The following is a 25,617-nucleotide window of genomic DNA, read 5'->3' on the forward strand; positions in this document are numbered from 1 at the left end:
GGTTGGATCAACCCAAATAGCGAGCCACCACCGCACGATAGTTGCCGTCCAGCGAATAACCGCCGACAACGATGTTTCCATCGGTTTGAACTGCCACTGAAGTGGCCGTATCGAGACTTCGGCCAAGTCGGGTGCGGACCCAGCCTGCGCCGTCGCCAAAGCCAGGATCGAGCTGCCCGGTCGCCAAGTAGCGACCCACGATAAAGTCGGCCTCGACACCACCAATGGTTGCGCCGACGGTGACCACGCGGCCGTCCGGTTGTGCCTGGGCAGCGGTCCACTGGCAGCCGCTGCGGCCGATCTCCAGCAATTGCGCCTGGCCGTCGTGACAATGCCTGTCCGGGCGGCCATTGATGTGGAGTTTCAGGGCGAGGCAACGCATGGGGTCACGGCTGCTGCCAAAACATTGCATATCGCCGGCTTCCAGTTGGACGACCTGGCTGACTTGCGCGTTTTGTCCCTGAGCCTTGAAGCTCATGAAGCCATCCACGGCAAAGCGTTCGTCGAGACTGCCATCGGGGTGATAACGGGCCAGCAAGCCTTCCTCGGGGAAATTGATCGAGCCGCCCACCAGAATTCGGCCGTCGCGTTGCACATTCACGCTGTTGAGCCAGGTGTTCATCAACAAGTGCCTGACGATCACAAACCCTCGGCCGTTGAATGTGTTGTCCAGCTCGCCGTTAGTGTCGATCCGTATGAGCATGCCGGCGTGGTCGGCCAGTTCGAAGTGATGGTTGGCCACCAGCACGATTCGGCCGTCCGCCTGGACGTCGGCATCACAGGCTTCGGCCCCGGGGACACCAGGCGGCAGCCAGGCATCGCGAATCCCGTGGGACAGATTGCCCGGCAGGCGCACGATGCTGCAACCGTTGTCGCCGAACCGCTGGACCAGGCAGCCTTGCGGGTCGAACAGCGCCAGGGCAGGGAGGGTACGGTGGGCATTTTCGTAGTGCAGGCCGGTGACCAGAATGTTCCCGTCGGACAATGCGTGAACCTTGCCGGCCATGGCTTCGAAGCCCGGCGCGAATTGCCCGATCACGCTGCCTTGATTGCCGAATGTCAAATCCGCCGAACCGTCCTCCAGCAATCGGGCCAGTCCAAAACGGCTGCCCGCCGGCGTACCGACCTTTGCCGCCACCAGCAAACGACCGTGGGAATCGATGGCGACACTGTTGGCCATGCTCGAAACGCTGCCGGCGAAGTACACCTGGGTTTTACCGTGACTGGCGAAAGCCGTATCAAGGCTGCCGGCATGACCGAATGAGGTCGGGGGGGCTAAAACAGACTGGATTGACATGCACGCATCTCCTTGCGAGTCGTCGTGGTCCAGGAGTTGGGAGTGGCGACTTGATAAGGAGAATATTCAATCCCTGAATGCGTTGATGCACAACTGGCAGAAATAACAGGCGGAGCGGCGTTGTGTGCCACAACAGTGTCTTTTCGAACCACTGCCAAGCCTGCAAAGGATTAAACGTGCGCTAGTTCAAATAACGGAGTGTCGCAAGTTCAGTTGACCCTGAAAAAAAACAGGCAACTAACGACAAAGGGATGGCGCGGATTACTCCTTGGAGTAATCCGCAAAACACTTAGTGCGGCATCGACCACGATTGCAGTGTGTAACCTTCCTGGCTCAACTCTTCACGGGCCTGTTTCAACAGGCGCTCAAGCTGCTCCGGGTCGGTGTATGCGCTGCTCGGGATCTGCTTGCGGCCTATACTGTTGTTGGTGCGGTCGATGACGGTCAGGCAGAGTTCGCCGTTGCCGTCCTGTGGCGCCCAGGCCACGCACTGGAAAGGTTTAAATGCGCGGTCGGCAATCAAAAGAGCTTCGTTGATACGGAGCGGGGCGTTCATAGGATCTTCTCTCTGTATGCCCAATCAAGTGATGTGCCGACGGTTGGGCTTACCGTTCGGCAGGTTACTTGTACTGATGCCCGTTACCGGGGTTCGGGTCACACACAAAGAAAAGAAATTTCAAACTTTCTTTCAAATGCCCCTCACAAACACTTGTTTTGAAAGCTGAATGAAAGGAAAGACTCGTTAGGTAACTAACAATACAGTTTCTTATAACGATTTACGCAACAACCCTATAGTCAAACGATACAAGGCCCTGTCAAATTCTTGCTAATGTTACAGCCAGGTCCGCCAAATGACTGTTTTTAATAAAATTTCCTCGAATTTGGCGCCAAGGAACCGTCATGAGCGAAGCGCCAGCTTTACGACGTCTATTAGTGGTTGATCCCTGTGACGACTGCCATCGTGTATTGCCGGGATTACGCTCCGTGGGTTGGGACGTTGACAGCTGTTCGCTGGAAAACGCCTCCGACCGAGCCTGCGATGTGGGCCTGTTGCGCCTGCAGCCGTTCCACCTCGAGCATCCGGACGCCGTCAAGGAATTGATCAGTCGTAGTGGTACCGAATGGATTGCCGTCCTCAATCAGGAAGTCCTGCGCCTGCAAAATGTCGGGGACTTTGTCTGTGAATGGTTTTTTGACTTCCATACCTTGCCGTTCGACGTATCCCGGGTCCAGGTCACGCTGGGGCGAGCCTTTGGCATGGCACGCCTGCGCGGGCAGGGCACGGTTCATATCGATCAGCCCGAGCATGAGCTGCTGGGCGACAGCAAGCCGATACGTGAATTGCGCAAACTATTGAGCAAGCTGGCGCCCACCGAGTCGCCCGTGTTGATTCGCGGCGAAAGCGGGACAGGTAAAGAACTGGTCGCCCGCACGCTGCACCGGCAATCCCTTCGCCACAGCAAACCCTTTGTCGCGATCAATTGCGGCGCGATTCCCGAGCACCTGATCCAGTCCGAACTGTTCGGGCACGAGAAGGGGGCCTTCACGGGCGCCCATCAGCGCAAGATCGGGCGCCTGGAAGCGGCTAACGGCGGCACGCTGTTTCTCGATGAAATCGGTGATCTGCCCCTGGAGCTGCAGGCAAACCTGTTGCGTTTCCTTCAGGAAAAGCACATCGAGCGGGTGGGCGGCAGTCAGCCGATTCCGGTGGATGTGCGGGTCTTGGCCGCGACCCATGTCGATCTCGAGGCCGCGATCGAGAAGAAACGCTTTCGCGAAGATCTGTACTATCGCCTGAACGTTTTGCAGGTCGCGACTTCGCCCCTGCGTGAGCGCAATGGCGATTTGTCGATGCTGGCCAATCACTTTTCACATTTCTACAGCCATGAAACCGGTCGCCGTCCGCGCAGTTTCAGTGATGACGCCTTGATTGCCATGGGCAAGCATGACTGGCCGGGCAATGTTCGCGAGCTGGCCAACCGGGTTCGTCGCGGATTGGTATTGGCCGAAGGCCGGCAAATCGAAGCGCGAGACCTGGGGCTGATCAGCCATCATGGCGTTGCCCCTCCAATGGGCACGCTGGAAGAGTACAAGCACCGGGCCGAGCGCCAGGCCTTGTGCGATGTGCTTAACCGCCACAGTGATAATTTGAGCATCGCCGCCAGGGTACTGGGAATCTCCAGGCCCACTTTCTACCGTTTGTTGCACAAGCATCAGATTCGTTGAAGCCCTTTTAGTCGCAGCCTGCTCGCGAAGAGGTCATCGCATTCAACATCGATGCTGACTGAGCCACCGCTTTCGCGAGCAGGCTCGCTCCCACAATGGCCGGTGGTGGCACACATATTTCAAGAGGATCGCAAACCCCCTGTGGGAGCGAGCCTGCTCGCGAAGAGGTCATTGCATCCAACATCGATGCCGGCTGAGCCCCCGCCTTCGCGAGCAGGCTCGCTCCCACAATGGCCGGTGGTGGCACACATATTTCAAGAGCATCGCAAACCCCCTGTGGGAGCGAGCCTGCTCGCGAAGAGGCCATTGCATCCAACATCGATGCTGACTGAGCCACCGCCTTCGCGAGCAGGCTCGCTCCTACAGTAAAAACCCCGCTGCGAAATGAATCGCAGCGGGGTTTTTTGTGGGGCTGGATCAGAAGTAGTACGGGAATTTCAGGCTGAAGGAAAAGTCCGGCGAGTCCTCGGTCAGGCCGATGGCCAGTTGAGGGACGATTGTCAGGTTGTCGGTGGCTGCCAGTGTCATGCCGATGTTGAAGTTGGCCGAGTTGTAATCGCTGTTGGTGATCGATTGCCAATCGCCACCGTCCGGCTTGATCTTGCTCTTGCGGGCGAACTGATCGGTGAACGAGAACGACATACTCATCTTCTCGTTCAAGGCGAATGCAATACCGGCGCCGATCTGCCAGGAATCGCCCAGTTTTACGTCACCCTTCACTTTGGAGCCGACCTGAGGGCTGATGTCGCTGAAAGAATCCTCCATGTTGTAGGTGTAAGACAGGCTGCCGAACAGTACGGCCGGGTCGAACGTCTTGACCAGCGAGATCCCCGGGGTAATTGCCCAGACACCGTTGCCGGTAGGCAAGTCCTCGGGCACCGCAAGGTTATCGTTGCCAGGGTCCTCAACCAGCTTGATACCGTAAGGGTCCTTGCCGGTCGGTGCCTTGACGCGCAAGGTAGCGACCGCGTCGGGCAGGTTTTCCGATTCATCCAGGAACTTGTAGGCAACGCCAACGTTGACATCGCCGATGGTCGGGTCGCGGGTGACGCTGGCATCCGATGTCACCGGTCCTGCGCCACCAGCGCCTCCGGAGGAGTACGTCGATTCGCGATACACCACGGGGACGTTGATATCGAACTGCCATCGTTGCGCCACGTTGTAGCGCGCGGTCAGGTCCAGGGTCCAGTTGTCGGCCTTGATGCGGTCGAGGTTGATGTTGCCGAGAAAAATCGAGTCCAGTGCCAGGAAGCCGTTGAGCGTCAATGCACGGGTATCGTAGTGGGTATAGGTCAGGCCGGTTTCGACACTGAACTTGCCGCCGCCGAAGAACCCGCTGGCTTCGTCGTACAGGTTCGAAACGCTTTGAGCCGGTTCCGAGTCGTCCTTGAGTGACTGCCCGTAGGAACTGCCCGTGGTTCCGGGCGCACCCGCGGCCACCGCCTGGCCGCCCTTGGTCGTTTCGGCGGGGGATCGGGTCAGGCGCTTGGGAGGCGGTGTTGCAGGTGTTTCTTCGACTTGGCGAACGCGCTGTTCGAGGACCATCAGCGCGTTCTGTTGTGCTTCGTAACGTTGTTTCAACTCCATGAGTTCTTGTTTTAGTGCTTCAACCTGGGGGTCCGGTGCTGCCTGTAGCAATGCTCCCGGAGCCAGGCTACTCAAACAAACGATAGCTCTGAGCGTAAACGATCGGTGCATGGGTAAGCCGTCCCTTCTGAATGCATCTGATGAGACTGAGCGTAGATCAGAATCCGGAAGTGCGAAGACCTTTGAGCTGGTCCAGATTGCCGTTGTAGGACCCGGCCGCCTGCGCGCTGTCACGCAGTACGACATTGAAGGACGTGAGGTTGCGGACCTGATTGGTACTGCCGAGCAATGTCGTGTTCTGCATCAGTCCACCTTGGCCAAGGCGTTGCATGGCACTGCCCTGGTTGTTGTTGGCGACGATGTTGAGTTGTACGCCGGTGCCGGTGGAGGAAATACTCAGCGAGCCCGCGCCATTGGAGCCGGTCAACGTCGAGCCTGGGTCCAAAGCCTGGCCCGGTGGTTGCGTGGCTGGCGTCTGGTTCGCTTTTGCAACGTTGATATCAACATTGTTGTAGGCCGTATTGTTGTCGCCGGCAGCACGTACGACTTGAGTGACACCTTGGGTGCTGTTGAGGCCGTTGCCGCCCGTGACGGTACCGGTGCCAGGGCTGGTGTTAGTGCTTGTGTCTTGCGAGCGCGTTGAGGTTGAGCTCGTAGGTTTTTCGTCGATCATCGACACGTAGAACTGGGGTTTGATGGTCGATTGTTGAATTTGCATCGAGGACCTTGCCCCGATCACTTCACCTTTGGCATTTTCCCAGGTGCTGGTCATGACGACGCCGAAACTGATAATCCGGCCCGGCATGACATAGCGGCCTCGCAGGGTCGCCAATTCCTGATCCTTCAGTTCGATGGGTTTAAATATTTCTGCCTGGGTGGGCAGGCTGGCGGTCAGGCAAACCATGGCCAGCCAGATTGGAGTCTTCATTGGATACTCCCGGAGCTTCATGCTCCCTTGTTATTAGAAGAAGTCGCTTTGGATGAATCCAAAATCCATCAACTCTGCGTCTTGCACCGGGTTGAAGGCGTTGATGCGGTTCCTGGCGGTCAGGGGCAGGGGTGGGTCGAGCAGCGCATTGGTTTTGTCATAGCCTTGGCCGATGATGGCAAAGATGATGCCGTTCCAGCCTTTGACAAAGTCCTCGACTTTGTAGCGTTTATGACCGAGTACCGGATCGCCGATGTAAACCCAGCCGTCATGGACTCTTTGCATGACCACAAAGTGTTTGTAGCCACGGACATCCATGAGCACGACAACCGGAATCTTGATGTCGTTCAAGGTTTCCGTCGCTACGCGGTAGCCACGGGCCCGCATGCCAATACTTTCCACGTAGCGCTTCATATCAAGCATGGAGAAGCCCTGAACGCGGACAAGATCCTGATCGGAATGTGCCAGCATGCCTTCAATGATCTGTTCTTCATTGACGTCCAGCCAATAGGCCTGGCGCAATATGGTTGCCAGCGCCGCGGCGCCACAACTGAAGTCGGTTTTCTGTTGCACCAGGTCGGCGAATTTACGTTCGCGTATGCTCTGGATCGGCTTGTACACCACCGCGCCACCCGGAAGGATGGAAAGCGGCATCTGCGCCGCCTCGATCACACTGGCCACGCAAAGCAAAAATGCCAAGGCGATAATGCGCATGATGGGATGCCCCCTGGTTGTGTTGAAAAGGCCCCCGTGAGGGGGCCTCCAGAGACAGCATTAGAACGAAGTGTTGGAGATAGCCAGCGAGTTGCTTTGTTGGTTGCCCACACCAGCAGCTACGTTGACACCCAGGTTGCCACTGCCGCCATTCACCGAACCACTCAGGGTTGCAGTGTTGGTTACAGGGTTTGCCCAGCCGGTTGGAGTCAGCACTTGGAAGGAAACAGTGTTGCTCAGATCATATGCGCTGCTCTCACTGTAGCTCTTCGCTTTGTCGTACGCCGATTCGGACGATTGGCTGCCCGATTTTTCGAACGAGGACGCGTTCGCTTTCTCGAACGATGCATCGAACGATTTTTCGAACGAGGATTCGCGCGATTTATCGTACGAGGATTCGTGTGAACGGTCGTACGAAGAGTCGCGCGAACGGTCAAACGAGGACTCGTGCGATCTGTCGAACGATTTGTCGACCGAAGCATCGAGGGTTGCGTTAAGCGATGCGTTAAGCGAAGCGTCGGAACTGCGGCTGCGAGTGTGGTTGCCGAAAGTAACGGAACTGGAAGCCTCTGCCGCAGCGTCCAAAGTCGCGTTCAAGGAAGCACTCACAGTGGTATTCGAAGAACCGCTAGCTGCGCTGCTGTTGGAACCACTTGCAGTGCTGCTGTTGGAGCCGCTTGAAGCACTGCTGTTGGAACCGCTTGCCGCGCTGCTCTTCGAACCGCTTACATCAATGCTAAGCGAACCGCTGGACTCAGAGCTTTTCGATCCGGCCTTAGCCCAACTCGAAGAATTGCTTTGGCTGCCGCTCGCTTCGAAAGATTTATCGAAGGAAGAACTGCCGCTCTTCGTGGTGGTGAGGGTGATCGTATCCAGGCGGAAGGTCCGATCGGCGGCGTTGTTCACAACGAGGCCTGGACCGTTTTGATCGGCGGACGCAGTAGCGGTTGCGTTGCCGAGCGGAGCATTGGAGTTGGCAATTGCCATGGTGTTTTTCTGCTGGTTCAGGTCGCCGCCAGCGATGTTGATCCCCATGTTGCCGCTGCCGTTATTACCCGAAGCGCTCATCGTGGCAGTGTTTGTGGTGCCGTAGTTGTACACTTTGTTGTTGTTGCTGTACTGCGTGACGCGAGCGGTGGCAGAAGCACTGCCGAACACGAAGCTGTTGTCGAGGCTGGAGTCAGCGCCGGCATTGGCAATGGCAGCCGCGTTGTCTTGCTGGTTGCCTGCACCTGCCGCCACGTTGACGCCGACGTTGCCGCTGGTGCCTGTGGCGGAGCTGCTCATTTCAGCTTCGTTCTGGGTCCCCTCGTTGGTGATGCGATTGTTGGTACTGCTTTGCTTATCGTGAGCATTGGCAGTCGCATACACAGGGATCTTGGTTGGAGGAGGAGTGTGGTGGCCGTTATTATGGTGGCCGTGACCCCGATCGTTTCCAGCTTGTACAGCAACAGCCATGACCGCAGCAATTGCGAAAACCAGAGGCTTCAGTGCCATCGAAGGTTTCATGGTGATTCTCCGTACTTATTTTAGGTTAAGTGTTGTTATTACCTTTTGGGTCAATCCACGACCCGTACGCTGAGGGTGTTGGCCATTCGGTTTCCCACCCCGGCGCTCTGATTCAACTGAATTACCCCACGGCTACCGGTGAATGCCTGGTCACTGGTAGTGACCTGGCGATAGCCGGGTGTAGAGTCAGTTGGATCGGAGTTGTTGAGCAGCGCCACGTTCTGTTGCATGAGGACGCTGTCGTCGAGACTTTGCGGCTGGGCACTGATGCTGATGCGCAGTGCATTGGCCTGCTGGTTGCTGGCACCCGAGCTCTGGTTGACACCCAGTGCGCCGTTGCCGTTGCTGAAGGAGTTGCCTTGAATGCTGGAGCTGGCATCCATGTTGGGATCGACTATCGTGCGCAGACGTTGGCGAATCTGCGTGGAAGCACTGGCGTTGGTGCCAGTGGCGATGGCCCGGGCATTGGCCTGTTGTTGCAGGTCGCCCGCGGCCTGGTTGACTGTCAGGTTGCCGTTGTACTGCATGCCGGAATTGTCGATTTCGGCATTATTGATGACGGGAGGCTGGGCGAAGGTCGATGCACTGCAAAACATGGCGATCATCAGCAGCGTACGATTCATCTTAACGGTCTCCCGCGATGATATTCAGCGCGCCCATGCCTCGTTGAACGCTTGAATTGACCATGTTGGCAATGCCACTGCCCCCATTTCCCGACCGTCCGCCGGGGAGGTTGGTCAGTTGGGTCTGATTGGTGATGTTGCCGCCCAGGTTGTTCGTGGCGCCTTGATTGACCAGGCCTGAGATACCCGTACCACTGGTGACGCCAGCAAAGTCGCCGTCACTCAGTTCGTTCGTTTGTCTTAGGATTTGTTGGGAGGGGTTGGTATTGACGGTCGTGGGGTTGGGGTCGGGGATCATCGGCGGGCGCGTTGCCATGCGCGGTTGGACATCACGAGTGATGACAACGATGCCGTTTTCAGCCTGTACAGGCAGGCTGACACTTGAACCTAGCGCACATCCGATCAGCAGGAGGCTGTAAAAGCCTTTATCAAGTTTCCCCACGGCGGCAATTCCTTCTGTTAGTCGTACGCTGGCCCTTATCAGCGATACGAGGAACAGAGCAGAAGGTGTGCCGGTTTTTGATTTTCTATTGATAACAGGGGCTTGGCTTCGATTGACGAAATGGTCAAAAGGATTTGTAAAGCCACTGAGACAGAGCCGCCCAGAAGTACCGTCTTTGCCGGCGGCATTGCTCATTACGGGCGTTTGGGCCAGGTTGTATCAGCCGCTTTACATTATTGCGCCGAAACGCTCGGAGCGCTCTAACTCGCGGTTTTACGCGGGGCGGGTGTTTCAGAAATGGACATTTTCGGCCGGGAGGGGGCCAATCTGTCAGGCGTCGAGCAAGCGCGTTACCGCCTCGAATGCCGCCTCCTTTCGCTGCTTCCAATCACCTTGCAGCACCTGATAAGGCTGGCGGTGCTGGTCAAGCCATTCTCGGCTGGCCTGGAAAAACGCCTGGCGTTCTGCCAGTTGTGGTTGGCAACGCTGTCCGTCGTCATGCCACGCCACGTGTTCGGGGTTCAGCAGCAAATGCAAGTCGTAATGCCGAGCCAGCAATGCTTGCTCGATCCACTCCGGACACGCGCCAAACAACGTGCGACTCCAAAGGATGTTGCTCAAGAGGTGCGTATCAAGAATCAACAGTGAAGGCTGTTTGGCGCGTGCTTCATCCTCCCACGTCAGCTGGCCATGTGCTATGGATGAGATGTCATCATAGCGGGTTTCGCGCGCTTCGCTTTCGATAAAGTGCCGAACGTACTCGTTGACCAATATGCCGCCATAATTGGCGAAAATCTCACTCGAAAGCCAACTTTTACCGCTGGATTCGGGGCCTGTCAGCACAAGGACTTTCATGTGCGCAACGCCGGGGCCGCGCGCCATTCACGCCAGCCCTGCACGGCCAGCAGCAGGAACAATCCATACAAAACGGCAGTCAGGTACAGCTCTTTGTAGACGAACAACCCGACGAAGATAACATCCACGACGATCCACAGCGGCCAGCACTGCACACGCTTTTGGGCCATCCACCATTGCGCTACCAGGCTGAAGCCCGTGAGTGCCGCATCGAGCCAGGGTTGTGCGGCATCGGTCCAGTGCGCCATGGCGGCGCCCAGCAACAGGCTGCCAAACGCGCCGATGATCAGGCCGAACATCACGGATCGACCATCAAGCCAGCTGACCTCGCGCCCACGCCGCGCATCGCCAGCATGCGTCCACTGCCACCAGCCGTAAATCTGCAGGCCGGCATAGATCACTTGCAGCAGCATGTCCGAATACAGCTTCACTTCGAAAAAGATCCAGCTATAGATAAGCACCATGACCAGGCCGATCGGCCAGCACCAGGGGTTCTGCTTGACCGTCAGCCAGACGGCAATGACACCGAGGGTGGCGGCAAACAGTTCAAGCCCGGACATGCAGGTTCCTTGGGGGAAAGTCGAAGAGGGGGCGGATTGTAACCTCAGGCGGCCTTTACGCCATACCTTGCGGGAACGAGCCTGCTCGCGAAAAACCTCCGGGCGACGCGACCATTCAGACAGGGCGCGTTAACGTTGAAGTCCATCGCGAGCAGGCTCGCTCCCACAAGAAGTCATGCGGGCGATGTTTTGGCTTACACGCGGAACTGCCTGAGCAACCCGTTCAACTGCTCACTCAACCCCTTGAGCCGTACGCTTGCAGCGCTCGACTGTTCAGCCGCCAGCGCGGTGCTGTGGGAAAGCCCGGCAGCTTGCGTGACATTCTGGTTGATGTCCTCGACCACGTGCGCCTGTTGCAGTGTCGCGCTTGCAATCGAGGCGTTCAGTCCGTTGAGGCTGCGCAATGCCTGGCCGATGGCATTGAGGCTGGCACCCGCCAATCCGGCCTGTTCAATGGTCAGTTGCGAGGCCCGGCTGCTGTCGCTGATGACTTTGACCGCCGCCTCGGAGTGATTTTGCAGGCGTTCGATCATCGACTGGATTTCTGCCGTGGACTTCTGCGTACGCTGGGCCAGCAGGCGTACCTCATCGGCCACTACCGCAAACCCGCGCCCTTGCTCGCCGGCCCGGGCGGCCTCGATGGCGGCGTTGAGGGCGAGCAGGTTGGTTTGCTCGGCAATGGAACGAATCACTTCCAGAACGCTGCCGATCTGGGTGCTTTCGGCGGCGAGCGTGCGGATCACCTCCACCGCCTGATCGATGGTGTCAGACAGGGTATTGATCTGTTGCAGGCTGCTATCGATATTGACCTGGCCTTGTTGAGCCTGAGCTTGGGCGTCGCGCATTTCGCTGGCGGCATGCTCGGCGTTTTTCGCGACATCCTGCACGCCATAGGTCACTTCATTGATAGCGGTAGCCACCAGTTCCATCTGTTGCGACTGTTGCTGACTGCGCTGCTGGGCCTGAATGGCGTCGTTGCCCAGATCGCTGGACGACTGGCCCAGGGCGCCGGCGGACACCTGCAACTCACCGATCACCAAACGCAGCTTGGTGGTGAAGGCATTGAAGTGCCGCGCCAGTTGAGTGACTTCGTCCTGGCCGTGGGTGTCGAGGCTGCGGGTCAAGTCGCTTTCACCGCTGGCGATGTTGGCCATCGCGTTCACGGTTTCCTGAAGTGGACGGACAATGCTGCGGGCGATCACGATCACCAGCCCCGCCATGATCAGCGCGATGGCCAGGCCGATCGCCGATGCATCCCGGACCTGGCCATGGAACTCGGCCTGCATGTCATCAATGTATACGCCCGAGCCGATCACCCAGCCCCAGGGCTCGAACAGTTTGACGTAGGAGGTTTTTCCCACCGGGGCGTTGGCGCCCGGTTTGGGCCAGCGATAATTGACGATGCCGGCGCCCTTGGCCTTGGCGATGGCAACCATTTCGTTGAACACCGCGAAGCCGTCCGGGTCGCGGATGGCCGACAGGTTCTGGCCATCGAGTTTCGGGTTGGCCGGGTGCATGACCATCACCGGCGTCAGGTCATTGATCCAGAAATAATCGTTCTGGTCATAACGCAAGCCACGCACGGCTGTGAGGGCCTGTTTCTGTGCCGCCTCGCGGGTCAGGGTGCCGGCGGTTTCCAGGTCGTGGTAGTAGGTGAGAATGCCGCTGGCGGTTTGCACCACATGCTGGGTTTTCTGTGCCTTGGCCTCGTAGAGATCATCGTGAATCTGCTTGAGCATCATGACGCCCAGGGCCAAAAGCATCATCACGGCCACGATCAAGATGAGCCACAAACGCCGGCTGATCGACATATTGCGCAAGCTGTTCATAACGCGGTACTCCGGTTTTTATTCTTGTATTTAATGCTTGTCGGCAGATGTCCGACCCGATATCGCGGCGACGCAAATCAGGCTTGCCTGATAGCCTTTCGGCTTTGCGCGGAAAAACCTGAATACAAAATGATATTTCACGGAATTTTCCGCAGCCTGCAGGTATCTTGTGCGCGCGAGTTTTCAACTACGCTGAACGCTTTGAAAAAATACAGACGGGGCCTGCGTTGACGCATAGCCTTTGGGGGATTGATGGATCTTTGGACTGCCTTTCAGGCGTTGATTCTTGGGGTTGTTGAGGGACTGACAGAGTTTTTGCCGATTTCAAGCACCGGGCACCAGATCATTGTGGCCGACCTGCTCGATTTCGGTGGCGAGCGCGCCATGGCATTCAACATCATCATCCAGCTCGGGGCGATCCTGGCGGTGGTGTGGGAGTTTCGCCGCAAGATTTTCGACGTCGTCATCGGGTTGCCAACACAACCCAGTGCCCGACGCTTTACCGCCAATCTGCTGATCGCCTTCCTGCCGGCGGTGGTCCTGGGGGTTATTTTCGCCGACCTGATTCACCACTATCTGTTCAACCCGATCACCGTGGCCACCGCGTTGGTCGTGGGCGGTATCGTCATGTTGTGGGCTGAGCAGCGCCAGCATGAGGTGCATGCCGAAACCGTGGATGACATCACCTGGAAAGATGCCCTGAAAGTCGGCTTCGCCCAGTGCCTGGCGATGATTCCGGGGACCTCGCGCTCTGGCTCGACGATCATTGGCGGCTTGCTGTTCGGCCTGTCGCGCAAGACCGCTACCGAGTTCTCGTTCTTCCTCGCCATGCCGACCATGGTGGGCGCGGCGGTGTACTCGGGTTACAAGTACCACAAGCTGTTTGTGCCGGCCGATTTCCCGGTATTCGCCATCGGCTTCGTCACCGCGTTTATCTTCGCCATGATCGCCGTCAGGGGCTTGCTCAAGTTCATTGCCAGCCACAGCTATGCGGCCTTTGCCTGGTATCGCATCGCCTTTGGCCTGGTCATCCTGGCCACCTGGCAATTCGGCTGGGTTGACTGGACCGCCGCCAAGCCATGAGTGATTCCAGCACGCGCCACAACCCCGGGCGCCCATCCGGAGGCGAGATCCGCCATCTTCGGCTCAAACTGCTGATGTTCGCGGTACTCTGCGCGCTGCCGCTGTTCGGGTCGATGTCGATGTGGCTGCGAGGGGTTTCGCCGATCCCCCTGGCGGCCTATGGCGTCGTCAGCGTGCTGGCCTTTTTGCTGTACTGGAGCGACAAACGCAAGGCGCGGGCCGACCACTGGCGTACCCCGGAAAATGTGCTGCATGCACTGGAGTTCGCCGGCGGCTGGCCGGGCGCCTTGCTCGCGCAGCAGGTGTTTCGGCACAAGACGCGCAAGGTTTCGTTTCAACTGGTGTTCTGGCTCATCGTGCTGCTGCACCAGGTGTTCTGGATCGACATGTTGTTTCTTGGTGCGCATCTGTTCGCATTGTTCTGAAAGCGTGTGTTGCACCTCTGTGGCGAGGGGATTTATCCCCGCTGGACTGCGCAGCAGGCCCCTTTTTTAGGGAAATGAGGGGGCCGCTTCGCGGCCCAACGGGGATAAATCCCCTCGCCACAGAAATATTTGTCTTACTTAGTGAGCAGGTTTTAAAGCAGCAACCCGACCTGCGTGCGCTTGGGCAGCTTGCTGACCACCAGTTGATGGGAGCGTCGCAGCAAGCCTTGCAACTCTTCGGCGCCAAGCGGGTAGGGCGTTGTCATGATGATCCACTGGGCCCGCGCCAGATAGGGCGCCGGGTGAATCCCCGGGCGGTCGCAGTGACCCAGAAACAGATCCTTGTCGACCTTGAACGCCAGGGAGTCGCCGCGCAGGTTCTGCAAGGCAAACATCTTGTTTCCGGCCACTGAAAACACCCGCACGCCACCCCATTTGTAATCTTCCCGCGCGCCGGGCAACGCCAGGCAAAAGGCAGCGACGTCGGCCTCACTCATGCGTCCGCTCTTCATATCAATCGATCCCCGCAGGCGTTGAATGTTTCGATCAAATGGTCGAGCCACGCGCGTACCGCGGGCATCACGCCGCGTCGGTGCGGGTAGACCGCTTGCAGCCAGCCACCCGGCATCGACCATTCAGGGAGCAATTGCACCAGCGAGCCGTTGGCCAGCTCCTGTTCGCAATACATCATGGGCAGCGTGGTGAAACCCTGGCCGGCGAGGGCACAGGTCTTGCGCACGATAAAATCGTCAATGCCCAGCCGTGCTTCACGGGCCAGGTCGTAGGGTTTGCCCTGGCGATCCACCAGGCGAATGTGCACCATGCGATCCGGTTCAAGGGCGCCCAGTACCGGCAGGTTTTTCAAGTCGTCCGGATGATTGATGTCCTGTCCGCGGATAAACCCCGGGCTCGCCACCACGAGCATCTGCGCCTGTCGCAGGCGACGGGTCACCAGCAAAGGGTCTTCATCGCCCGGTTCGCGCACGCGCAAAGCGACGTCGACGCCTTCGGTCACCAGATCAACGCGGCGATTGACCAGCATCACCTCAAGCTGTACCTGCGGGTATTTCTCCAGAAAGCTGCTGATCACGCCGGGGAGCATCTCGTGCGCCAATCCGACGGGGGAGGACACCCGCAGTCGCCCCCGGGGCTCGCTCGACATGCTGGCCACGGCCTCGTCGGCCATTTCGGCTTCCAGCAGCATGGCCTGACAGTGGCGCAGGTAACGTTCGCCCACGGCCGTCAGCTTGAGCTGTCGAGTGGTGCGTTGCAGCAATCGCGCACCCAGCCGCTCCTCGAGTTCAGCAATGCGACGAGACAGCCGCGACTTGGGGATCCCCAGTAATCGCCCGGCAGCCGCGAAGCCTCCGGCCTCCACGACTTTGGCGAAGTAATAGAGGTCGTTAAGGTCTTGCATGAGCGTGCTCTCAATCGTTCTATCAGTGGGACAAACTATCGCATTGTTGCAGTCTAATCAGTCATTGGTTTCGTCGGTAGGATTGTTTCCATCAGATCGCCCTGGCGGCGATCCTCACCTGGAGATCCCACATGAAACTGCTGCATATCGATTCGAGCATTCTTGGTGACAACTCGGCTTCCCGTCAGCTGAGCAGTGAAGTCGTGAAAGCCTGGCAAATCGCCGAGCCAACGGCCGTGGTGACCTACCGCGACCTGGCTGCCGACGCCATCAGCCACTTCTCTTCGACCACGCTGGTTGCAGCGGGTACCACGGCTGAACTGCGCGACGCTGCGCAAAAACACGAAGCCGAGCTGAGCGCGTCGACCCTGGCCGAATTCCTCGCCGCCGATGCCGTGGTGATTGCAGCACCGATGTACAACTTCACCATCCCGACCCAACTGAAGGCCTGGATCGACCGCATTGCTGTAGCTGGTCAAACCTTCCGTTACACCGAAGCCGGTCCGGAAGGCCTGTGCGGCGGCAAGAAAGTGGTGATCGTTTCGACTTCCGGCGGTCTGCATGCCGGCCAGGCAACCGGCGTTGCCCATGAGGACTACTTGAAAGTGCTGTTCGGCTTCATCGGGATCACCGACATCGAATTCGTCCGTGCCCACGGCCTGGCCTACGGTGACGAAGTGCGTACCAAAGCCATGGGCGACGCCCAGGCGCAAATCAGCGAGCAACTGTTCGCCGCCGCGTAAGGCTTGAATAAAGACGTCGAACGACGCAGGCAATACTCAAAAAACTCTGTATTCTGATCACGCAAGGGTCAGGTACGGAGTTTTTTGTTTCTGGCTATTACATACTTTGCTCAATAGTGGCCCGGGTTATGCAGTCGAGGGGAAACGTCTCGGATCCGGTAACAAGGTGGGGCATCCCATGATGCGTCTTTGTGCAACCTTACTGATTTGCCTGTTCAGCAGCCTGAATTCAGTGCACGCCGCCCCTGCGCCGCACCCTCACTGGAGTGTCGGCTACCACGAGATGAGTTTTCTCGATCCCCTCGACCTGCAACCGATGCGCGCCATCGCGTTTTATCCCTCCAGCGAAAAAGAGCACGCCAGCAAGCTTGAGGGCTACACGGTCGAGGCTGGTGAAGACATTAAAGTCGCCATGGGTCGTTTTCCCATGCTGATGCTGTCCCACGGCAACACGGGAACCCCGCTGGCCCTGCATGACCTGGCCACGTCGCTGGCGCGCAAGGGGTTCGTGGTGGTGGCGGTGATTCACCCGGGCGACAACTCCAAAGACCATAGTCGTCTCGGCACCTTGAGCAATCTGTACGGCCGGCCGATCCAGATTTCCGAAGCCATTACCGCGACCCTGGGCGACCGTATGCTGGCGCCCTTCGTCAATGCCGATCAGGTCGGGGTCATTGGTTACTCGGCAGGCGGGGAGACGGCGTTGATACTGTCCGGCGCCACGCCGGACCTGGACCGCCTGCGCCGTTACTGTCAGGAACGCCCCGACGACCGCGATGCCTGCAATACACAGGGTGAGCTGATCGTCGATCGTGATGATTTGCAGCCGGTGGCCGACCCGCGAGTCCATGCGTTGATGCTGATGGCCCCGTTAAGCCTGAAGTTCGGCCGGCATACCCTGGCTGATGTGCATGTGCCGGTACTGCTCTACAGCGGCGACGGCGACAAACTGGTGCCCTTCGACAAGAACGCCGCCGCACTGGCGCGCAAGTTGCCGGTGGCGCCGGACTTCAAGCTGCTGGCCGGGGCAGGGCACTTCGTGTTCATGGCGCCGTGCAACGACGAACAGATCGTCATCATGCCGGCACTGTGCACCGATGCCGATGGCGTCGACCGTGAGGACATTCACCGCAACCTGATTTCCGAGGCCGGGCGTTTCTTTGCTCATACCTTGGGCAAGGCGAGCCGGGCGGGGATGCAGACCGCGGATCAATAGATACCCGGGAACCCCTGTGGGAGCGAGCCTGCTCGCGAAGGGGCCGGCAAATCCGACATCATGGTTACCTGACACACCGTCTTCGCGAGCAGGCTCGCTCCCACAGGGAATCATCAGTGGGCACGTGAGCTGCGCACGACACTGTTCAAATTTGGGAGCGAGCCTGCTCGCGAAGGCGGCATTCGAGGCGCAGAAAATTTGGCGGATGCACTGGCCTCTTCGCGAGCAGGCTCGCTCCCACAGGGAGCGTAATGGGTCTAATCCATCGCCCGACGCTTGAGCAGCAAGGTCAGCGCCAGTGCGCTCACCGACAATAACGCCGCCACAAAGAAAATCCACGAATACCCCAGGTTCAGCGCCACCGCGCCCATCAATGGCCCGGCAATCGCCAGCGCCAGATCGAAAAACACCGCATAAGCACTCAACCCCGCGCCACGGCTGGAGTTTGGTACCTGCTTGATCGCTTCGACGCCGAGGGCCGGATACACCAGCGACAGGCCGAAGCCGGTCAGGCCGGCACCGATCAAGGCGTAGCCCGTCGAAGGGGCGAACCACAGCATGGCCAGGCCGATGGTCTCGATGGTCATGCAGGCAATGGCCGAGGTAAAACCGCCGAAGCGGCTGATACTGGAGATGAACAGCAGTCGCGCCAGAATGAAACACACCCCGAACATCGTCAGGCAATACGCCGCGCCGCTCCAGCCACGGTTGACGTAGTACAGGGTGATAAAGGTGGTCAGGGTGCCGTAGCCGATGGACGCCAGGCTCAAGCTCGCACCGAATGGCGCAATCCGCCCGAACACGGCCCAAAACGGCAAGCGCTCACCGCGCACCACGGGTACCGAGGGTTTGTTGCGAATCAGCAGCAGTGCCAACGCGGCCAGCACCGACAGGGCGATCCCCAGGCTGGTGAACCCCAACTGATCGACCATCACCACCCCAAGTGGGGCACCGATGGCAATGGCGCCGTAGGACGCGATGCCGTTCCACGAAATCGAGCGCGCCGTGTGTTCCGCGCCAACCTGGCCCATGCACCAACTGATGGTCCCCACCCCGATCAACCCTTGGGCGATCCCGAGCAACAGGCGGCCGGCGATCAGGATCACCAGGCTCAGTAATGGCAGGCTCTGCAGCAGGGTCGACAACAACGTGAGCACGCCGCTCAACACAATGCCCGACAAGCCGTAAACGATCGCGCGCTTGGTGCCGACGCTGTCGGACATGCGCCCGGCCATGGGGCGGCTGAGCAGGGTGGCGAGGTATTGCGAACCAATGGTCAGTCCGGCGATGACTGCACTGAACCCGAGCTGTTCGTGAACGTAACCCGGCAGCACCGCAATCGGCAGGCCGATGCAGAGGAAGGCAATAAAGGTATAGAAGACGATGGAGACGATCTGCAGGGTGATCGCCATGGAGCTTTGCGGTGGCTGTTGCTGCGCAGACATGAGGGCTCGTTCGCGGGCGGCGGTGGGAGAACTGCATGATGGCGCGGCGGTGGGATAAAAGGAAGCAGGCTAACTACTTTGCCCCTAAATCATCGGTGTTAATAAGGGCCTCTTCGCGAGCAGGCTCGCTCCCACAGGTAAATGCGTTCCAACTGTGGGAGCGAGCCTGCTCGCGAATGGTTTCGGCACCCAGGACAATCCAGGCCATGAAATGCAAAAAGCCCCGTCACCAGGACAGGGCTTTTCACTTGAAGCTTTACGCTAACGGCGTGTAGTTGCCCTTAGAACACCACACCCTGGCTACGCAGGTAGTCATCGTAGGTGCCGCTGAAGTCGGTCACGCCGTTCGGGCTCAGCTCGATGATGCGGGTGGCCAGGGACGAAACGAACTCACGGTCGTGGCTGACGAAGATCAGCGTGCCCGGGTAGTTCTCGAGCGCCAGGTTCAATGCTTCGATGGATTCCATGTCCAAGTGGTTGGTCGGTTCGTCCATCACCAGTACGTTCGGCTTTTGCAGGATCAGCTTGCCGAACAGCATGCGGCCTTGCTCACCACCGGAGATGACCTTGACCGACTTGAGGATCTCGTCGTTGGAGAACAGCATGCGGCCCAGGGTGCCACGAATGATCTGCTCGCCCTGAGTCCACTGGCCCATCCAGTCGAACAGGCTGACGTCGTCTTCGAAGTCATGGGCGTGGTCCTGGGCGTAGTAGCCCAGTTCCGCGCTTTCGGTCCATTTCACGGAACCGGCGTCCGGGGTCAGTTCGCCCATCAGGGTGCGCAGCAAGGTGGTCTTGCCGATACCGTTCGGACCGATGATCGCCACGCGCTCGCCGGCTTCGACGGTGAAGCTGAAGTTCTTGAACAGGGTCTTGCCGTCAAAGCCCTTGGACATCTGCTCGATGGTCACGGCCTGGCGGTGCAGTTTCTTGGTTTGCTCGAAGCGGATGAACGGGCTCACGCGGCTCGATGGCTTGACTTCGGCCAGCTGGATCTTGTCGATCTGCTTGGCGCGGGAAGTGGCCTGCTTGGCTTTCGAGGCGTTGGCCGAGAAGCGGCTGACGAAGGTCTGCAGCTCGGCGATCTGGGCTTTTTTCTTGGCGTTGTCAGACAGCAGTTGCTCGCGGGACTGGGTCGCCGCCGTCATGTATTCGTCGTAGTTGCCCGGGAACAGGCGCAGCTCACCGTAGTCCAGGTCGGCCATGTGGGTGCAGACGCTGTTGAGGAAGTGACGGTCGTGGGAAATGATGATCATGGTGCTGTTACGCGCCGTCAAAATCGTTTCCAGCCAGCGGATGGTGTTGATGTCCAGGTGGTTGGTCGGTTCGTCGAGCAAAAGGACTTCCGGGTCGGAGAACAGTGCCTGAGCCAACAGGACACGGAGTTTCCAGCCTGGCGCGACTTCGGTCATCGGACCGAAATGCTGTTCCAGGGGAATGCCCAGGCCCAACAACAGCTCACCGGCACGGGATTCGGCGGTGTAGCCGTCCATTTCGGCGAACTCGGTTTCCAGCTCGGCCACGGCCATGCCGTCTGCTTCACTCATTTCCGGCAGCGAGTAGATACGGTCGCGTTCGGCCTTGACCTTCCACAGCTCTTCGTGACCCATGATCACGGTGTCGATCACGGTGAATTCTTCGTAGGCGAACTGGTCCTGGCGCAATTTACCCAGGCGCACGTTCGGCTCGAGCATGACCTGGCCGCCGGATGGCTCGAGGTCACCACCGAGAATCTTCATGAATGTCGACTTGCCGCAACCGTTGGCGCCAATCAAGCCATAACGGTTGCCACCGTTGAACTTGACCGAAACGTTTTCGAAAAGCGGCTTGGCGCCGAACTGCATCGTGATGTTAGCTGTAGAAATCAAAGGTTTTTCCTGCGAAGCATTCAGAGTAGCTAGGGTGCGGCAGTACCGAATCAGTACCCGTTTCCGCCATTCGGATCACGGGAAATGCATCCCGGTCAGAAGCGGAAGATCCATCTGGCAATAAGTGGACAGCAGCATGTGGAGCGCTTGGCCCGAGTCGAAGTGCGCTGAGGCCGGGGTCATTTCCCGTCATCAACCAAGGGGGCGCGTAAAGTTTGGCGGCGATTGTACTGGTCTGGCCCTTCAAGCGATAGGGCAATAAGGCCGCCGTGACGCTTTGGCTGTATGGGAGGACAGATTTTCACACTTGAAGGCTAACAATTGGTTACAGGTGGTGGCTAAAATGCCATCTTTCTACCAGATGCCGATATCAGGCATGGCTCAAGGACCGGGCACCGGGACCGCTGTTTCGTAATCAGACGCTGCACAAGACCCGTAAGCCGCTGGCTGGCAGGGGGCGCAGTTTGTTCACCTCTGACGTGTGACGATTTCCGTGAAACTCATCATTGCCACTATCTACGTTGTATCCATCGCGTACGTCCACCTGCGGGGGCGCGTGCGTCACAAACTGGGTCGCCAGCTGAGCGATCACTCGACGTTTCTTGCGCCGATCAATTGCTTCCTTTATCTGTTCTCGAAAATCCCCAACAAGCCTTACCTCGATCCGGCGGACTTTCCCGACTTGAGTCCATTGCAGACCCACTGGGAAGAAATTCGCGCCGAAGGCCAGAACCTGCTGCGGGCCGGCGAAATCAAGCGCTCGAATCAGTACGACGATGTCGGCTTCAATTCGTTCTTCAAGACCGGCTGGAAGCGTTTTTATCTCAAGTGGTACGGCGACAGCCACCCGTCGGCAATGAAGCTTTGCCCGCGTACCACCGAGCTGGTACAGAGCATCGGCTCGATCAAGGCGGCCATGTTCGCCGAGTTGCCACCGGGCTCCAAACTGGTGCGTCACCGCGACCCGTATGCCGGTTCCTACCGCTATCACCTGGGCCTGGAAACACCCAACGATGCAGGCTGCTACATCAACGTCGATGGCGAGAACTACCACTGGCGCGATGGTGAGGCGGTGATGTTTGACGAAACCTTCATTCATTACGCCGAAAACACCACCGAGCAAAACCGCATCATTCTGTTCTGCGATGTCGAGCGTCCGATGAAGTACCGCTGGGCTGCTGCTTTCAATGGCTGGTTCAGCCGGCATGTGATGTCGGCGGCGGGCGCGCCAAACGAGGCGGGCGACAAGACGGGGGGCATCAATCGCCTGTTCGGCAAGATCTACAAGATTCGCCTGCGCGGCAAGGAACTGAAAAAGCGCAATCGCAAGCTCTACTACCTGGAGAAGTGGGCGATTTTTGGTGGTTTGCTGGCGATTTTCGTACTGATTTGAATAGGTAGGAAGGCTGACATCGCCTTTCGCGAGCAAGCCCGCTCCCACAGGAACTGCGCAAACCCTGTGGGAGCGAGCCTGCTCGCGAAGGGGCCGGTATGTTCAGCACATCACTTGCTGGCTTTCTTCGCAGCCGTCGGTTTGCCGGTCGATTTAGGCTTGGCAGCCGCCTTGCTTGCCCCCTTGCCACCCAGACTGCGCTTGAGCAACTCGGTCAAATCAATGACATCCGCGGTCTTGCGCGTCTCTTCTCCCGTATCCGTTTCAACGTCCTCGATCTTGCCTTCATGGGCCTTCTTGTCCACCAGCGCCATGATCTTGTCTTCGAACTCATCCCGATAGTCGTCCGGCGACCAGTCAGCGCTCATGTCCTGCACCAGGCGCTTGGCCATGTCCAGTTCGCCCTTGGCCAGTTCGGCCTTGGTCACGTCGGGGCCCAGCGCCAGTTCATCCAGGCTGCGCACTTCCGCCGGCCAGCGCAGTTTCACCAGTACCAGGGCCTTCTCCATGGGCATCAAGGCGGCGAGGTACTGACGGGTGTGCAACACCACGCGGGCCAGTGCGACTTTGTTGGTTCGGGTGAGGGTTTCACGTAGCAAGGCATACACCTTGCCGCCGCGTTTATCGGGCGCCAGGTAGTAGGGCGTGTCGATGTTCTGCAAGGGAATCTGCTGGCTGTCGACAAAGGAGAAAATATCGATGGTCTGGGTCGACAACGGGTGCGCCGAGCGTATTTCCTCTTCGCTGAGTACGACGTAGCGTCCCTTTTGGTAAGCGACGCCTTTGACGATGTGCTCCTTGGTCACTTCCTTGCCAGTGACCTTGTTGACGCGCTTGTAACCCACCGGCTCCATGCTGCGGCTGTCGAGCCAGTCGAAGTCCACCCCATGTGAGGACGTCGCCGATACCAGCGCCACAGGAATATGCACCAGCCCGAAACTGATTGCGCCTTTCCAGATTGCCCGTGCCATGGTCGTCTACTCGCCATTGATGATCAGGTGACCCTGAGCCTCGAACAAAAGTTTCAGCGGCTTGCAGCCCGCGGCCGGCATTGGATCAACTTCGTGTTACATCTCGCCGTGGAGGTTTTGGTTAACAAATCCGAACCCTGGGCGTAGCGTGCTATCGAAGACTCTATTCACGCATTCGTCGAGAGGCTCCCCCATGAACCGATGCGTACCCGCCCTGATGCTGCTGGCGTTGAGCGGCGCTATGGGCCAACAGGTGCACGCGCAGGATCTTTCACGAACTGCACTGTTGCAGGTCGCCCAGAACTTGCCGAACAGTGGCAACAACAATCCCTACAACAGTCCGATCCGCCGGGCCAACCCCAATAGCATGCAGGGCACGCAACCCAGTGCCCCGGCCATTCGCGGTCCGAACACCGTGCCTGTGCCGCGACCGCCAACCCTCGATAACGGTGGCATCGGCAATCGCTATCCGCAGGAGCGATCCGTTCCCGCCAGCCCACCGAAGTTCATTCCCAATCCACCTGTACGAGACCCGGGCACCAGCAACCGTTGAACGGCAGGAAAGTGTTCCTGCCAGCCATTCTCATGACAAAAGGATTCGTGCATGTTGCGTCTACTCCTCCTGGCCACCGCTTGCGCCAGCGTATTGATGTCTGCCGCGTTGCCTGTATCTGCGGCACCCACCCGGGACATGGAAAGCGAACAAGGCACCCTTGAGGTCACGCCCATTGTCCAGGGCCTGGAACATCCCTGGGCACTGGCATTTCTGCCGGATCGCAAGGGCATGCTGGTGACCGAGCGCCCCGGCAATCTGCGGGTGGTGACCGTCGAGGGCAAGCTGTCCGCACCGATCAATGGCGTGCCAAAAGTCTGGGCCAAAGGGCAGGGCGGTTTGCTGGATGTGGCGTTGTCACCGGATTTCAGGCAAGACCGTACGATCTATCTGTCCTACGCCGAAGGTGGCGGCCAGGATGGCAAGGCCGGCACGGCCGTCGGGCGCGGGCAGTTGTCCGAAGATCTGACGAACCTGAAGAATTTCACGGTGATTTTCCGCCAGGAACCCAAACTTTCGGTTGGCAATCATTTCGGCTCGCGACTGGTGTTCGACCGCGATGGCTATCTGTTCATTACCCTGGGAGAGAACAACGATCGCCCGACCGCCCAGGACCTCGACAAGCTGCAGGGCAAGATCGTACGCATCTATCCTGATGGCAAGGTGCCGAACGACAACCCCTTTGTCGGCCAGTCCGGCGTACGCCCGGAAATCTGGGCCTACGGCGTTCGCAATCCGCAAGGCGCGGTGCTCAATCCGTGGACCGGTACCCTTTGGGAAAACGAGCACGGACCCCGGGGCGGTGACGAGGTCAACATCATCGAACGTGGCAAGAATTACGGTTGGCCGCTGGCCACGCACGGCATCAACTATTCAGGCCAACCGATCCCGGAAGCCAACGGCAAAACCGCCGAAGGCACTCGTGGGCCACATCATGTCTGGGAAAAGTCTCCGGGCTTGAGCGGCATGACCTTCTATGACGGTGATCGTTTCAAGGCCTGGCAGCACAACGCGTTCATTGGCGCACTGGTGACGCAGGAACTGATTCGTCTGCAACTGGACGGCGACAAAGTGGTTCACGAAGAGCGCTTGCTGGGTGAACTCGGCAAGCGCATTCGTGATGTGCGGCAGGGGCCGGATGGGTATTTGTATGTGTTGACGGACGAAGAGGATGGGGGGCTGTACAGGATTGGCCTGAAGTAACACACAACCCTGTGGCGAGGGGATTTATCCCCGTTGGGCTGCGGAGCGGCCCCCAGCATTCTTTCAGACAACCTGTGCAAACAGGTCTTGCGACGGCTTCGCCGCTGAACGGGGATAAATCCCCTCGCCACAGGTTTACATCGGCAATAGAGAATCACCATCGCCCTTAATTTGTCCCCTCCTAAGGCGCTTGAATTTCGCGTGCCTCGCAGTGCTGGAGAATGCGTTTCTCCAGGCGCAGCGCGTCGGCATGGTCCTGGTAATAGTCGTGAATCAGCGCAAAGCGTCTGTAGCCGTTGCGCTCGTACAGGGCAATCGCTGCCGGATTATCAGTACGCACTTCCAGCCGCACATAGGCGCAGTCCCGTTCCAGGGCAATGCCTTCTACGCGATCGAGCAACTGCTTGCCCAACCCATTGCCCCGCGCCCGGGCCGCGATGGCAATCGAATACAGACGCGCCATCGGTCTGCCCCGGTGGAAAAGCACAACCGCATAACCCAACAACTGCCCGTCGCACTGGGCCACGAGCAGTTGCCCGTGGGCGCGACTGATTATCCATTGAAAGCTGCGACTACTGAGTCGATCGGTGGTGAAGCATTGCTCCTCAAGTTTCAGCAGCGCGGGTAGGTCTTCCATTACCGCTAAACGAAAAAGCGTATTCATATGACCGCCGTAAAAGTTGCGTAACGAAACGGGACTTTCGAAAAAGTTCGTGCTTAATAGGAAAGG

The 25,617-nt window shown here is 58.6% G+C and carries 24 protein-coding genes and 1 pseudogene; 8 read left to right on the forward strand and 17 right to left on the reverse strand.

The features are described 5' to 3' along the window. Positions 1-7: 7 nt before the first annotated feature. Complete coding sequence (locus HNQ83_RS16620; RefSeq protein ID WP_175389923.1) at positions 8-1,297, reverse strand: hypothetical protein; 1,290 nt, start codon at positions 1,295-1,297, stop codon at positions 8-10. Between the two features lie 289 nt (positions 1,298-1,586). Continuing rightward, positions 1,587-1,853, reverse strand: coding sequence for a hypothetical protein (locus HNQ83_RS16625; RefSeq protein WP_175389924.1), 267 nt, complete (start codon positions 1,851-1,853; stop codon positions 1,587-1,589). Positions 1,854-2,197: 344 nt separating this feature from the next. On the opposite strand from HNQ83_RS16625, the gene HNQ83_RS16630 reads away from it, so the two are divergent. Beyond that, entirely contained in the window at positions 2,198-3,523 is a 1,326-nt protein-coding gene (locus HNQ83_RS16630) for a sigma-54 dependent transcriptional regulator (RefSeq protein ID WP_175389925.1), read from the forward strand. Between the two features lie 417 nt (positions 3,524-3,940). On the opposite strand, the gene HNQ83_RS16635 is transcribed toward HNQ83_RS16630, so the two are convergent. The 9 genes from HNQ83_RS16635 to HNQ83_RS16675 all read right to left on the reverse strand — a co-directional run bounded on the left by HNQ83_RS16635 (position 3,941) and on the right by HNQ83_RS16675 (position 12,570). Continuing rightward, a complete protein-coding gene (locus HNQ83_RS16635) occupies positions 3,941-5,221 on the reverse strand; it encodes a hypothetical protein (RefSeq protein ID WP_175389926.1) in 1,281 nt (426 codons plus the stop codon). Positions 5,222-5,267: 46 nt separating this feature from the next. After that, positions 5,268-6,038 (reverse strand): hypothetical protein, encoded by a 771-nt coding sequence (locus HNQ83_RS16640; RefSeq protein WP_175389927.1) that lies wholly within the window; start codon positions 6,036-6,038, stop codon positions 5,268-5,270. Between the two features lie 33 nt (positions 6,039-6,071). Next, positions 6,072-6,752 (reverse strand): C39 family peptidase, encoded by a 681-nt coding sequence (locus HNQ83_RS16645; protein ID WP_175389928.1) that lies wholly within the window; start codon positions 6,750-6,752, stop codon positions 6,072-6,074. A gap of 60 nt (positions 6,753-6,812) precedes the next feature. Continuing rightward, positions 6,813-8,261, reverse strand: coding sequence for a heme utilization protein (locus HNQ83_RS16650; protein ID WP_175389929.1), 1,449 nt, complete (start codon positions 8,259-8,261; stop codon positions 6,813-6,815). 50 nt (positions 8,262-8,311) lie between these two features. Beyond that, on the reverse strand, positions 8,312-8,884 hold the full coding sequence (locus HNQ83_RS16655; RefSeq protein ID WP_175389930.1) for an adhesin: 573 nt from the start codon (positions 8,882-8,884) through the stop codon (positions 8,312-8,314). Between the two features lies 1 nt (position 8,885). Continuing rightward, positions 8,886-9,326 carry a hypothetical protein gene (locus HNQ83_RS16660; RefSeq protein WP_175389972.1) on the reverse strand — a complete coding sequence of 147 codons (441 nt, stop codon included), beginning with the start codon at positions 9,324-9,326 and terminating at the stop codon, positions 8,886-8,888. Between the two features lie 330 nt (positions 9,327-9,656). Continuing rightward, a complete protein-coding gene (locus HNQ83_RS16665) occupies positions 9,657-10,181 on the reverse strand; it encodes an AAA family ATPase (RefSeq protein ID WP_175389931.1) in 525 nt (174 codons plus the stop codon). Further along, positions 10,178-10,741, reverse strand: a complete 564-nt coding sequence (gene pnuC / locus HNQ83_RS16670; RefSeq protein ID WP_175389932.1) for a nicotinamide riboside transporter PnuC — start codon at positions 10,739-10,741, stop codon at positions 10,178-10,180. Before pnuC ends, HNQ83_RS16665 begins: the two co-directional genes overlap by 4 nt. 194 nt (positions 10,742-10,935) lie before the next feature. Continuing rightward, the gene (locus tag HNQ83_RS16675) at positions 10,936-12,570 is read right to left on the reverse strand and encodes a methyl-accepting chemotaxis protein (RefSeq protein WP_175389933.1); all 1,635 of its coding nucleotides are present in this window, start codon (positions 12,568-12,570) and stop codon (positions 10,936-10,938) included. Positions 12,571-12,822: 252 nt separating this feature from the next. On the opposite strand from HNQ83_RS16675, the gene HNQ83_RS16680 reads away from it, so the two are divergent. Then, positions 12,823-13,653, forward strand: coding sequence for an undecaprenyl-diphosphate phosphatase (locus HNQ83_RS16680; RefSeq protein ID WP_175389934.1), 831 nt, complete (start codon positions 12,823-12,825; stop codon positions 13,651-13,653). Then, positions 13,650-14,078 carry a DUF1294 domain-containing protein gene (locus HNQ83_RS16685; RefSeq protein ID WP_175389935.1) on the forward strand — a complete coding sequence of 143 codons (429 nt, stop codon included), beginning with the start codon at positions 13,650-13,652 and terminating at the stop codon, positions 14,076-14,078. Before HNQ83_RS16680 ends, HNQ83_RS16685 begins: the two co-directional genes overlap by 4 nt. Positions 14,079-14,230: 152 nt before the next feature. Here HNQ83_RS16685 and HNQ83_RS16690 read toward each other — a convergent pair whose 3' ends face one another. Together HNQ83_RS16690 and HNQ83_RS16695 are read right to left on the reverse strand one after the other, a co-directional pair. Beyond that, entirely contained in the window at positions 14,231-14,590 is a 360-nt protein-coding gene (locus tag HNQ83_RS16690; protein WP_175389936.1) for an MmcQ/YjbR family DNA-binding protein, read from the reverse strand. Further along, entirely contained in the window at positions 14,587-15,495 is a 909-nt protein-coding gene (locus tag HNQ83_RS16695) for a LysR substrate-binding domain-containing protein (RefSeq protein ID WP_175389937.1), read from the reverse strand. The genes HNQ83_RS16690 and HNQ83_RS16695 overlap by 4 nt, the downstream gene beginning before the upstream one ends. A 131-nt stretch (positions 15,496-15,626) precedes the next feature. On the opposite strand from HNQ83_RS16695, the gene HNQ83_RS16700 reads away from it, so the two are divergent. Beyond that, entirely contained in the window at positions 15,627-16,238 is a 612-nt protein-coding gene (locus HNQ83_RS16700) for an FMN-dependent NADH-azoreductase (protein ID WP_175389938.1), read from the forward strand. Between the two features lie 178 nt (positions 16,239-16,416). After that, the gene (locus HNQ83_RS16705) at positions 16,417-17,454 is read left to right on the forward strand and encodes a dienelactone hydrolase (RefSeq protein ID WP_175389939.1); all 1,038 of its coding nucleotides are present in this window, start codon (positions 16,417-16,419) and stop codon (positions 17,452-17,454) included. A gap of 257 nt (positions 17,455-17,711) precedes the next feature. Here HNQ83_RS16705 and HNQ83_RS16710 read toward each other — a convergent pair whose 3' ends face one another. After that, positions 17,712-18,899 carry an MFS transporter gene (locus tag HNQ83_RS16710; RefSeq protein ID WP_175389940.1) on the reverse strand — a complete coding sequence of 396 codons (1,188 nt, stop codon included), beginning with the start codon at positions 18,897-18,899 and terminating at the stop codon, positions 17,712-17,714. Between the two features lie 281 nt (positions 18,900-19,180). Next, the gene (locus HNQ83_RS16715; protein ID WP_175389941.1) at positions 19,181-20,767 is read right to left on the reverse strand and encodes an ABC-F family ATPase; all 1,587 of its coding nucleotides are present in this window, start codon (positions 20,765-20,767) and stop codon (positions 19,181-19,183) included. Between the two features lie 493 nt (positions 20,768-21,260). On the opposite strand from HNQ83_RS16715, the gene lpxO reads away from it, so the two are divergent. Continuing rightward, a complete protein-coding gene (lpxO, locus tag HNQ83_RS16720) occupies positions 21,261-22,160 on the forward strand; it encodes a lipid A hydroxylase LpxO (protein WP_175389942.1) in 900 nt (299 codons plus the stop codon). A 110-nt stretch (positions 22,161-22,270) separates the two neighbouring features. Here lpxO and HNQ83_RS16725 read toward each other — a convergent pair whose 3' ends face one another. Then, on the reverse strand, positions 22,271-23,131 hold the full coding sequence (locus HNQ83_RS16725; protein ID WP_175389943.1) for a Ku protein: 861 nt from the start codon (positions 23,129-23,131) through the stop codon (positions 22,271-22,273). 193 nt (positions 23,132-23,324) lie between these two features. On the opposite strand from HNQ83_RS16725, the gene HNQ83_RS16730 reads away from it, so the two are divergent. After that, positions 23,325-23,684, forward strand: coding sequence for a hypothetical protein (locus tag HNQ83_RS16730; protein ID WP_175389944.1), 360 nt, complete (start codon positions 23,325-23,327; stop codon positions 23,682-23,684). 51 nt (positions 23,685-23,735) lie between these two features. Beyond that, positions 23,736-24,887 (forward strand): PQQ-dependent sugar dehydrogenase, encoded by a 1,152-nt coding sequence (locus HNQ83_RS16735; RefSeq protein WP_175389945.1) that lies wholly within the window; start codon positions 23,736-23,738, stop codon positions 24,885-24,887. A 184-nt stretch (positions 24,888-25,071) separates the two neighbouring features. Here the strand turns inward: HNQ83_RS16735 and rimI are convergent. Beyond that, positions 25,072-25,551 (reverse strand): annotated as a pseudogene (gene rimI / locus HNQ83_RS16740) (ribosomal protein S18-alanine N-acetyltransferase); the annotation flags it as partial. Between the last annotated feature and the right edge of the window lie 66 nt (positions 25,552-25,617).

It is taken from the genome of Pseudomonas sp. C2B4 (assembly GCF_013359695.1).
Lineage (GTDB): Bacteria > Pseudomonadota > Gammaproteobacteria > Pseudomonadales > Pseudomonadaceae > Aquipseudomonas.